The organism is Actinotignum sanguinis, assembly GCF_003957255.1.
Taxonomy (GTDB): Bacteria; Actinomycetota; Actinomycetes; order Actinomycetales; family Actinomycetaceae; genus Actinotignum; species Actinotignum sanguinis.
In genome coordinates this window covers 1-11462 of the sequence record NZ_QDIE01000045.1, presented here as the reverse complement: position 1 = coordinate 11462, position 11462 = coordinate 1, and the positions used below count along the sequence as shown (strand labels likewise).

Annotated in this window: 9 protein-coding genes; 6 read left to right on the top strand and 3 right to left on the bottom strand. The window is 56.0% G+C overall.

Features of this window, described 5'->3' with window-relative positions; all coding sequences use genetic code 11:
• Positions 1-96 precede the first annotated feature (96 nt).
• Both DDD64_RS09150 and DDD64_RS08420 read left to right on the top strand, forming a co-directional pair.
• A complete protein-coding gene (locus DDD64_RS09150) occupies positions 97-459 on the top strand; it encodes a TM2 domain-containing protein (RefSeq protein WP_320755695.1) in 363 nt (120 codons plus the stop codon).
• Between the two features lie 14 nt (positions 460-473).
• A complete protein-coding gene (locus DDD64_RS08420) occupies positions 474-1094 on the top strand; it encodes a hypothetical protein (protein ID WP_126135923.1) in 621 nt (206 codons plus the stop codon).
• A gap of 56 nt (positions 1095-1150) precedes the next feature.
• Here DDD64_RS08420 and DDD64_RS08415 read toward each other — a convergent pair whose 3' ends face one another.
• Positions 1151-1921, bottom strand: coding sequence for a DUF4261 domain-containing protein (locus DDD64_RS08415; protein WP_126135922.1), 771 nt, complete (start codon positions 1919-1921; stop codon positions 1151-1153).
• Positions 1922-2092: 171 nt separating this feature from the next.
• Here DDD64_RS08415 and DDD64_RS08410 point away from each other — a divergent pair, with 171 nt between their 5' ends.
• Complete coding sequence (locus DDD64_RS08410; RefSeq protein WP_126135921.1) at positions 2093-2554, top strand: helix-turn-helix domain-containing protein; 462 nt, start codon at positions 2093-2095, stop codon at positions 2552-2554.
• Positions 2555-2698: 144 nt separating this feature from the next.
• Here the strand turns inward: DDD64_RS08410 and DDD64_RS08405 are convergent, their stop codons facing one another.
• Together DDD64_RS08405 and DDD64_RS08400 are read right to left on the bottom strand one after the other, a co-directional pair.
• Positions 2699-3850, bottom strand: a complete 1152-nt coding sequence (locus DDD64_RS08405; protein WP_338119688.1) for an XRE family transcriptional regulator — start codon at positions 3848-3850, stop codon at positions 2699-2701.
• A 1-nt stretch (position 3851) separates the two neighbouring features.
• Complete coding sequence (locus DDD64_RS08400) at positions 3852-4538, bottom strand: hypothetical protein (RefSeq protein ID WP_126135919.1); 687 nt, start codon at positions 4536-4538, stop codon at positions 3852-3854.
• A gap of 245 nt (positions 4539-4783) precedes the next feature.
• Between DDD64_RS08400 and DDD64_RS08395 the strand changes: the two genes are divergently transcribed.
• From DDD64_RS08395 to DDD64_RS08385, 3 genes are read left to right on the top strand one after another with little or no spacing between them, the layout of a single operon-like run.
• On the top strand, positions 4784-7537 hold the full coding sequence (locus DDD64_RS08395) for a class I SAM-dependent DNA methyltransferase (protein ID WP_126135918.1): 2754 nt from the start codon (positions 4784-4786) through the stop codon (positions 7535-7537).
• Positions 7538-7539: 2 nt separating this feature from the next.
• Positions 7540-9651 carry a DEAD/DEAH box helicase gene (locus DDD64_RS08390; RefSeq protein WP_126135917.1) on the top strand — a complete coding sequence of 704 codons (2112 nt, stop codon included), beginning with the start codon at positions 7540-7542 and terminating at the stop codon, positions 9649-9651.
• The gene (locus DDD64_RS08385) at positions 9651-10874 is read left to right on the top strand and encodes a GIY-YIG nuclease family protein (protein WP_126135916.1); all 1224 of its coding nucleotides are present in this window, start codon (positions 9651-9653) and stop codon (positions 10872-10874) included. Before DDD64_RS08390 ends, DDD64_RS08385 begins: the two co-directional genes overlap by 1 nt.
• The last annotated feature ends 588 nt before the right edge of the window (positions 10875-11462 follow it).

Here is an 11462-nt window from a genome sequence, read left to right as displayed (position 1 = left end):
TTGCGGGGTATCTCCTTTCGAGGATAGGTAGGAGTTGATTCGAAAGGTACCCGCGATGGTCGCCTTTGTGTATACCGACACGAGGATCACCGCGGGATACAGATACACCACACTAACGGACGCAACCTGAGCGCTTTCGAACCGTACCCACAGCCCGGCAACCAGTGGGCGCCGGAGCAGAACACCTACCCCACACCACCACCCGCGTACTACTACCAAGAACCGCAATTCCGCACGGTCAACAAGATTGTTTACGTGCTTCTGTCATTCTTCCTGGGTGGATTCGGCGTGCACCGTTTCCTACGCGGCCAGGTAGGTCTGGGCATCGCCATGATTTTCCTTTCCTGGCTCACCCTCGGTATCTGGCCGCTGGTCGATTTCATTATCGGCTGCGTCAAGCTCAGCAAGTATCCCGGTGACGATTTCATCTTCACGATGAGCGGGGATTGGATTTACTAAGAAAGGTGTGGCCCGTGGACGCGATTCGTCTCACTTTTGACACAAAGAATGATGTCATTACCCTAGAAACTCCACAGTCCACTTTCGAGGCCGATTTCCCGCCTCGCGATGGGCTTTATGCCAAAGAAACAGGTGTGAGCACGTCCGTCATGGTTTCCGCCATGATGCATGCAATGTCCCTATATCCTCATGCCATCAGCGTCAAAGACTCATGGTGGCGTCTCGACATCCTGCCTGAGGATCTCCTCGAATACGAAAATAAGAAGTCTGGGTGGGACGCAACATTTTCCTTGACGTTTGTGGGGAAAAATCCCTATAAAAAACTCGATGGGTGCATCTCACAGCCCTACCTCAACGAGGGCTCCGGAGATGTGAATGGGTACAGGGGAGTCCCCCTTAAAAACGAGTGGGATGATGAAGAAGAGTACCTCTGGAGCACAGATGAGGACACGTTTTTCCTTCCCGGTGATGAATTGGGGATAGTTATGAAACGGGGGCTCGAAAAAGGCTACACGGCCAAAGATTATTGGATGGTTCGGCCCAGTACCGGGCCGGATAGCGGCCAGTGGAAGGCGGAGTTCCGCCTACCAACCACCTGGAAGCGGCCCCCGCTGCCATCACTTGACTGGCACTAAGAAAGTTGGGGCTCATGAAAGGAGGGGCTGCGGTACCCCTCCTTTTGTTTTCTCATCTAGTAAAGCAACCGCAGCGTGGGGGTGTCACCGTCACGGCCCTGGGCGATGGCGATGGACTCATCAGCGGCAGTGCCTAGAGTTTGCCCCGGCATGAGGGTTGCGCCGTCGGAAATAATATATCCGGCGGTGTTCGCGAGCAGTTCGTACACGGCTTCGCGCGGGCGGTGGCTGTTGTTCACCTCAAGGTCGAGGTGCCCGAATAGCGGCAGCCCCACGGTCCGCCCGGACACCACCTCGCCGGCGCGCATGGGCACGTAAATCCACAGCAGGAACGGGTCTGCGGCGTCGATCCGATAACTGGTCACCACATCGGCGGGATAGATGATGCCCAGCTCGGGGCGCGCCACGCCCACCGCGGCGTCCTCGCCCATGAGGGAACGGATTACGGCCGTGTACACCCGGTGTAGCGTGTGCATGGAGGTACGACGCCGCGCCGCGAACTCGTCGCTCACCGGGTCGGGCATGTCCTCCCCGGAGCGCGCCATATCGGAGAAGAACGTCATCATCACGTGGAAGGCGTGCGGCGGGGTGGCGCCTTCCAGCGCGGCCGGCCCGGAGACGGGCGTGAGCAACACAGTTACGCCACTGGCCAGGAAATTGAATACCTGCCCGCCGGGGAGCTCATCCAGGTGGACATCGAGGGACTGGCCGTCCACTTCCACGCGTTCCAGCGCTGCGCGCACGTCAATGGGCGCACTAAAAAGGGCGACGGCGCCCAGGTGGTCAGGGGCAACAGGATGAATAGCGGAGACCGGAACTTGAGCCATGTGCCCTATCGTAGCGGGTCAGCCAAGGCGGGCGCGATGCGGGTTCCGCGGGAACGATGCGAGGTTCCCTCTCTAGGCGAGACCCGAGTAGAGCCTCGCAGGCATACACTCTTCTCTCCCCTCGCGAGGCCCGCTACACTAGAAACGAAAGAAACGAAAAGGAGGTGTGACATGACGATTACACATGACAACAAAACCGCGCAGATTGATCGGGAGATCATGGATCGTATCCGCCGGCTTCTCGCTAAGTCGCGCAGGGTTGGATTGACCTTTGACGGCGTCACTATCGAGATCCCACCCCTGCTACGCACGCAGATTTTGATGGCCGTGCAGGAGGAACCGGATGGGGATAGGGAAATTTCCACTCAGGAAGCTGCCGACCTTTTGAATATGACTCGCCCAACCGTGGTGAAGCTATGCGAGGAAGGCGCGATACCATTCCGGAAAATTACCACCCATCGCCGCCTCATGCTCTCCGATGTTCTGAAGTATCGCGAAAAGCAACGGCAGGTAGCAAAGGAAGCGCTGGACGATATCTCAGATATTACGTACGAGTTGGGTCTTTATGATCAGACTCCCGAAGATGTCGAAGCAGCAATGCACGAACTCCGCAAAATCCGTAAAGGCCTCTAAATGGGCGCGGCTCGCGTATCGGCGCCAGAGATGCAAACACGAAGTAATTCACTTGAACGCACACAGACTTGCGTGCTAAGGTCAAGCCAATAGTTCAGCCTGCCCAAGTTTTCTTGGTGTGGGCTGATCCTCTTTTCACTCTGCTTATTTCCGTTTCCGGCGCAGCTGGATAACTGGAGATTCGCCAGCGTTGCCGGAGCAATCCGAGGCAGCAGTGGCGGTGTGGGAAGCAGAATCGAGATGCAGCCACGAATTAATCCACTCGGGTTTGAGGCCCAAAGCTTCGGACATTCTAAAAGCCAGGGCTTTCTTACCGAATACTCGCTCCGCGGCTTGCCTGAAGAGGGACGGCTTTTCCGGAGGGACAATCACCGGTTCGCGTTTGCGCCAGCCGGCATTGGCCATCTGGATCTGTAGGCTTCGGAAACGACGCTGCGTGATGATCCCGAGGCGCTCGGCGCGCACAGCAGTGGCTGCCACGCTAATTCCGTATTCTCGCCTAATGTCTAGCAAGCCACGTAGCGGCGTCGTTTCAGTGATACACGCCCGCGCCACGGATTCCGGAAGCAAAAGCGCCCCCGCGAAGTCGTAAGCGCGACGTTCTTGCGGCGCGCGGGTGGAAGGAATCGGCTGGGTAAGATCCTGATCGAAAAGCAGGTGCCCCAGTTCGTGAGCGAGCGTGAGGCGCTGGCGTGCGCCTTCCGTACGATGCACAATGCTGACCGCTGGACGAGTATTTTCCCTGCTCGGAAGAGAAATCGCGAGGTGCCCGGCATCTTCCGCATTCTCAAGTAGCGGGTACACCACCGCAACCCCGAGCAGTTCGAGGATATGGGTGACACTCCGAATCGGTTCCGTGGCACTGAGCCCGAGAACCTCACGGATCTGTTTAGCAGCCTTTTCCACACTCAAACCCGCGGCGAGCAAATCGGTACTGGGAAAATCGAGGTACCCGGATTCTCGCGATAGCGCATCCCAGGCACGGTTAACCTCTCGCGCGAGCTGATTGACCGCGCGCTCAGCGGTGACCGTGGCAGTACTGGATTTACGGAAAGTCGCGGTTGTGTTGGCGAACTTTGAATCATCTACCGCAAAGAAAGACAGTGGCACGTGGAAGCTCTGCGCGGCCCGCACCGCGTGCTCCTCTGAAAGCACGTTTTCTTTCCGGAGAACCTTGGAGATAAAGGGTTGGCTCACGCCCAGCAAATCACTGAGCTCCTGCTGATTTACTCCTGTGATATCTTTTAGAGCCCGAAGCCTCTCGGCCCGAACCCAGCCATCCCTTGTTGGCTGCACCCTAATTCTCCGTTTGCCGGACTACCATTTGATTGCCTCCATAATAGTCGTAGCTACTATCTTCACTGGCGTACCGCCACTCCTCTCTTTCGTCCACCGTGAGCACGGTCGAAATCGGGATCGACAATAGCAAGGGAACTGGAGCCCCATATTTCCCAGGTTTGCTGGTCATTACCAAGCGAGAATCAAAGCCACCGAGACGATCTTCGATATCATGGTAGTCCCATAGATAAAGGAATCTGTATGGCGTCGCAGTTCGCGACAATTCTTCATTGCCCGGAAAATCTAACTCCATTTGTTCTTCGATGGTCCAGGACGTCCGCCTTGCCAAATTGTGCCCGGCGGCAGGAACTTTTCCTGGCATAACAGGGCACTCTTTCAGCACACGTACCAGAAGACCCAGGTCGTGATTCACCAACATAAGTTGCCCCATTAACTGCGGTTGCCCCGTGACACACCACCCCACCGGAAGGTCCGCTTTTAAAAGAAACTCGCGGAGCTCCGCTCGGGCCAACAGTGGAAAAAGATATGGATATTTCGAGTATGGGAGGCCATTCAACCGACTCTCCGAATCAGCCAAGGCCCCAGCCATTCCCGTGGTGAGAATCTCCCCAACGGAATCGGTGACAACAGCGGCGAGATCGCGAATATTCTCGATAGTTACAAGCTGCTTCGCATGACTTTCCATGGTTATATTATAACTTGCATTGTCATGATTGGGAATGCCTCTCGTGCAGTGCCTAAGTCATTTCACCCAATCAAAAATGGGTGATCATTCGGCCAGCGCTTATATCTCCTGCCAAAACCACCGGCTGCACGAAAACACTGCCGTACGATATTTCTGTCGCAAGCCCCCTCTAAGATAGGAACGTACCGCCCGAGCCGCAGCAGCACCCGCGCCGCGCCCGGGCCCGTCCGCGAAAGGAGCCGGCCGTGGCCATCACTCTCCAGAGTATTGAGGAGCACGTCAAGAAACTCACCTCCCGTGCACCTTTCACCCGTGACTTCTTCTTCGACCTCCTCCTCGCCTACGGCATCTCCAAATCCAGCGTCACGCGCCTGCGTTCCACCACCGCCAGCTCGCTCAACGTGGCGGCAAACCCGGAGCGCGATATCGTGTGGAAAAACAAAATCTACCTGGCCGAAACCAGCGATAACCTCACGTCCGCGGCCCTGGAAATGAAAGAGAGCGATACTGCGCTGCGCTTCAATACCCGCTTCGTCATCGCCACGAATTACGAATCACTTGCCGCAATCGACACCAAAACCGGTGATTCCCTCAGCATCCCCCTCGCCAAACTGGCAGACGATTTCACCTTCTTCCTCCCCTGGGCGAATATGGAGAAACAGCACTTCTCCTCGGATACCCACGCGGACCGCCGCGCCGCCGAACACATGAGCAAGGTGTACGACGAACTCCTTTCCGCCAACCCCACCCTCTTCCATGAGGACAAATCTCCCCACAGCCTCAATATCTTCTTCACTCGCCTCCTCTTCTGTTTCTTCGCGGAGGACACCGGCATCTTCGCAAAAGGCCAGTTCACCAGCGCGGTCGGCTCCCACACCCAGCGCGACGGCTCCGATACCGCCGCATTCCTCACCGCACTTTTCCACGCGCTCGACACCCCCAGCCCCGCGGATAAACCCGTCTATTTGCAGGACTTCCCGTACGTCAACGGTCGCCTTTTCCGTATTAATAACGACGACGCCGCCTCTTTGACAGTCCCCCAATTCACCAAGCACGCGCGCGATTCGCTACTGGAGCTCGGCACCCTGGATTGGTCGGAAATCAACCCGGATATTTTCGGCTCTATGTTCCAGGCGGTGGTTGATAAGGACCAGCGTGCCAACCTGGGCCAGCACTACACCTCGGTGCCCAATATTCTCAAAACCATCAAGCCGCTTTTCCTGGATGAGCTCTGGCATGAATATGACAAAGCCTGCGAATCGGTGCCCCGGCTCAAGAAGCTGCTTACCCGCATCTCAAAAATTAAGCTTTTTGATCCAGCTAGCGGCAGCGGCAACTTTTTAGTTATCGCATATAAGGAATTACGCAAGCTCGAGCACGCCATCCTGGATCGCATTGATTCTCTGTCGTCGGCGGGCCGCTGGGGCCTGCTCGGCATGGGTGAAGAAGAAAAGCTCGGCGCTGCAACCCTGGGCTTCGGGTCCTCGGTTATCAACATTGAGAACTTCTACGGCATCGAGATTGATGACATCTCCGTGGAGATGGCCATCCTTTCCCTCTGGATCGCCAAGCACCAGATGAATCAGGAGTTCAAAGCCAAGTTCGGCCTGGATATTCCCCTCATCCCGCTCAAGGAAACCGGGCACATCGTGCACGGCAACGCCACCCGCCTGGATTGGAACGAGGTGTGCCCCAACAACGGCACCGACGAAATTTATTTAATCGGCAACCCACCCTATGTAGGATCCAAAAAACAGACCGCCGAACAAAAAGAGGACTTCACGTACGTCTTCGATTCTCCCAAATATCCCAAGGATCTCGACTATGTTTGTTTGTGGCTCATCAAGGGCTCGCGGTATATTAAGGGAACGAACGCCAAATTGGCATTCGTTACCACCAACTCTATTTTCCAGGGCCTCCAAGTCGAACTCCTATATCCGGATGTCTTTACCGGAGGTATCGAGATCGGGTATGCCTACCCCTCGTTTAAATGGACGAATAACGCATCACACAATGCGGGAGTGACCGTCGCTGTCATTAGCTTGCGGAATGAAAGTCTGGAAAAGAAATACCTTTTTTCCGGGGATATACAAGTAGAAGCCTCAAATATCAATCCTTACCTTGTCGAGGGGAAATCTATCGTTGTCCGACAAAAAACCGGGCAGCCGTTGTGCCGCTTTCTCCCCCCGATGACACTGGGCTCGTTACCGCGTGACGGAGGGAATCTTGTTCTTTCCCCGCTAGAGGCGGAGGAAATTCTCACCCGCTACCCGCACCTCGCTGATTCTGTGAAAAGCTTTATCGGTGCTGCAGAATTTATCAACGGAAAAGACCGTTTTTGCCTCTGGTTCACCAAGGACAATTACGATGAGGCACGCACTATCCCTGAGGTGAAGCGCAGATTTGAGCGTGTCACCCAGATGCGCTTGGCTAGCGTGAGAAAAGCGACGCAAAATCTCGCTAGTATTCCCTGGAGTTTCGATGAAATCCGCTACAGGCCGACCGACTCGATTATCGTGCCCAGCGTCTCTTCCGAACGGCGTGACTATGTTCCTATCGGGTACCTGAGTCCGGACACCGTTATTTCGAATGCAGCCTTCGCTATTTATGATGCTGAGCCGTGGCTTTTTGCTTTGCTGACCTCGAAGATGCACATGGCCTGGCTACGCGCCGTAGGTGGCCAGCTCGAAACCCGGCTCCGGTACTCGAATACCCTGGTTTACAACACCTTCCCCGTGCCAGAGTTATCGGCGTCGTCGAAAGAAGAACTCACAAAACGCGCGCTACGCGTACTCGATGTACGCGAATACCACTGCGAAAAAACACTCGCGGAACTCTACGATCCGGACCTCATGCCACGCAACCTCCGCGAAGCGCACGAAAAAATTGACGAAGCGGTCGATAGACTTTATAAAAGCACCCCGTTCGCATCCGATGAGGAGCGCCTCGCGGTGCTGTTCGCCAAGTATCAGCAGATGATCGAAGCAGAAGGGAAGTAGCCGTGGCCACCGAAAACGTTGTGGACGTGACCTATGCGCAAACCGGGAAATCGGTTGCCACCGATGAGCTCGGGATGCGGGAAATGCAGGCTCGTGCCTATGAACAGCGCGCCTCCCAGTATCTGCTTATCAAAGCTCCGCCAGCCTCCGGGAAGTCGCGTGCACTCATGTTTATTGCGCTCGATAAGCTCTTCAACCAGGGCCGGCGCAAGGTGATCGTGGCCGTGCCGGAACGCTCCATCGGCGCCTCCTTCGCGCCCACCGACCTCACCACTTACGGCTTCTTCGCGGACTGGGACGTCAAACCCGCGAACAACCTGTGCACGCCCGGCAGCAACGAATCGAAAGTCGCCGCATTCCTGCGGTTCTTGGAAGGGCCCGATGCCACGCTCGTCTGCACGCACGCCACTCTGCGTTTCGCCTTCGAACAGGCCAAACCTGAGGACTTCAACGGATGCGTGATTGCAATTGACGAATTCCATCACGTCTCCGCAGACCTAGACAACAACCGGCTCGGCTCCGTGCTGCACGCCATTATGGAGCAGTCCGACGCCCATATCATCGCCATGACCGGCTCCTACTTCCGCGGGGACTCCGTGCCCGTGCTGGACCCGAAAGACGAAGCGAAATTCACGCCCGTCACCTTCAACTATTACGACCAACTCAACGGGTACCAGTACCTGAAAACGCTGGGGATTGGGCACCACTTCTACCAGGGCCGTTACACCGATGCCATCGGGGAAGTGCTCGACCTCGACAAGAAAACCATTCTGCATATCCCCTCCGTTAACTCCGGGGAATCCACCAAGGATAAGTACGAAGAAGTCGGGAAGATACTCGACATTATTGGCGAGGTACTTTCACCCGAAGAAGTCGCGCAGGTCGAGCCGCGTTTCCCCGGGGATGAGTGCATGATCTTTGTGCGGCGGCGTGACACCGGCGCCGTGCTGCGCGTGGCCGATCTTGTGGACGATAGTGACGAAAAAGCGCGCGCTAAGACCCTGGTGTATCTGACCGATGTTGCCGCCAAAAATCGCGATGCCGCGGATATCATCATCGCCCTCGGGATGGCCAAGGAAGGTTTCGACTGGCCTTTCGCGGAACACGCCCTCACGGTTGGTTACCGTGCTTCGCATACTGAACTCATCCAGATCATCGGGCGCGTCACCCGCGATAGCCCCGGGAAAAGCCACGCCCAGTTCACCAACCTTTTGGCCGAACCGGATGCTACCCAAAACGAAGTGACACTTACCGTCAATAACGTGCTCAAAGGCATCACTGCGGCGCTGCTCATGGAGCAGGTGCTTGCCCCGAACTACAACTTCCGAGCCAAGCGGAACACGGACGAAACCCCAGATCCCGGCACCCTGGAAGTGAAGGGCTTGGTAGAGCCTTCTACGAAGCGGGCAAAGCAGATCATCGCCACCGATATTGATGATTTGAAAGCCACTATTCTCCAAGATGACCAGGTGGCGCGGGCCGCGGCCGGAGCTGCCGAACCCGAAGTTATCAACAAGGTGCTTATCCCACGGATCATTCGCGAAACCTACCCGGATCTGACCGAGAAAGAAGTGGAGCAAGTTCGCCAGCATGTGGTGGTCTCCTCGGTAATCAAGGCAGGTGAGGTGCGGACCGTGGGTGACCGGCGCTTCGTGGAGGCGGGGAACAAGTTTGTGGATATCGATGAGATCAATATCGACCTTATCGAATCGATCAACCCCTTCCAGAAGGCTTTTGAAGTCATGTCCAAGCAGGTCTCTAGCCCGGTGTTGCGCATCATCCAAGATGCCATTGCCGCTACCCGCATCACCCTGAAGCCGGAAGAAGCGATGGAGATGTGGCCGGCAATCACCGACTGGGTCAAGGTCAATGGCCGCCGCCCAGATGTGCGCAGCGAAGACCCAACCGAGAAAATGTACGCCGAAGGCCTGCTCGTACTTCAGCGCGAAAAAGCAAAGCGGGATGCTGAAAAAGCTGCCGCCGAGGCAGCGGCTGAAGCTGGGGCTGAGCAGAGCGAACCCGAGACAGTCCGCAGCGGCGGCAAGCACGCCGAAGACGTTCCGGTACCGGCACGTACCGCGGGGACCGATGCTTCCCAGGGGGACAAGAACTAATGGCCGATTTCGATTTTGAAGCTGAATTCGCGAAAATCCTTGCCTCAGATACCGAAGGGCTGCTTGACGCACCTCCGGCCCCGCGGCGTTTCACCAGTGAAGACCGCCTAGAACGTGCCTTCTTGGAAATCGTGGATTTCCGAGCCAAAGAAGGGCGCGAACCTGACCCCCACACTCGCGCTATCGGAGAACGTAAGCTCGGAGCACGCCTGGAGGGAATCCGTGCAGATCCCGAAAAGCTCGAAAAGCTCAAGGACCTCGACACCGAATTCGGGCTACTCACCCGGCACGAAGCTCCGCAAAACATTGATGATGTTCTGGCTTCCGACGAGTTCAACCTCCTGGACGACGGATACGGAATCACGGATGTGTCCCGACTCCCCGCTGCGCCGCCACGGACTATCGCTACGCCGGAATCAGTTGCGAAACGCGAAAAAGCCAAAGATTTCGAACAGTTCGAACCGCTTTTCAAAGCAAAGCATGCCCAGCTGCGTGCCGGCGCAGCCGAGCAACGTTCCTTCCCGGGTATCAGCGCTGTACAAGAAGGGCTCTACTTCGTGCTCGGCGGAGTGATGGGATTCGTTGCAGCTCAAGGAGCGGACCAGAAATACCACACCGGTGGCGAGCTCCGCACCCGGCAACGGCTCCGTGTCATCTTCGAAAACGGCACAGAATCCGCACTCTACCGACAGTCCCTAGCTACCGCGCTCGGCAAAGATGGTCGGATTATCGTCGAACCACAGTCAGCCGCTCTTGAGCTTCAGCAAAAAAGCGATGCCGTTACCACGGCTGACGAGGAAGTGAACCCGAATGAAACTCCAACCGGATGGATCTATGTGCTGCGTTCGCTCTCTACAGACCCGCAAATCTCCAGCCTGCGTAACCTCCACAAGATCGGATTCTCACGCGGGCCGGTAGAAAAGCGCATCGCTGGTGCGGAACAATCACCCACCTACCTCATGGCACCCGTTGAAATCGTGGACACGTACGTAACCTACGATGTGAATGCCGCGAAGCTGGAGCACCTGCTCCACCAGATCTTCGCGGACGTCAAAGTATCTCTCTCGCAAATCGATAACGAGGGCAAAAACTACGACCCGAGCGAATGGTTCATCGTCCCGCGCGAAGCCATCGCCACCGCCATCGAGCTCATTCAAAACGGGGAAAACACTCGATACCGTTACGATAAGGGGAGTGAGAGTTTCATCGAAATTAGGAGTTGAAAAATACGGGAACTGGCACTATGAGAAGGGATAAATAGAGAATTTATTTCTGCCCGGTGGGCACTGGGTAACACGGGGATATTTTTCCTAGGAACTCGGGGTAAAGATCTTTGCTGCGCGCAGTAGCCGCACGTATTTTCAAGCTTCCGCTTGATGGTGGGCTATAGGCCATAATGAATCCATCGATGCCGAAGACAAGATGCGTATTGCATGCAGTATCCGACCTACTAACGTACGCACCGTTATGTCCAAACTCGTCAAAATAGCCAACGTACAAGTTGCCCCCTCCGAGCAGAGAAACACGAACGCCCGCAAAAATTGCGGGCCTCGGGAGTGGGGCACCGATGTGCGTCCGCTAGGCAATATATACCGGCCGGACTCCCCTAAATCAATCGGCAGGCTAATAGACAGAAACGGTTGCTCTTACCCGGACTTTCCCCTGGTATAGCAACGAAAAATCAGGGTTAATAGACAAAAAGTGGGTCTCATATCCGGGGTTTGCCCTGCCATAGCAACGAAAAGTCAGCCTTATTGAGCTCGAGTACCTCAATAAGCTTGCTTCCTTGACACCTGCGGTGGAATGTGCAG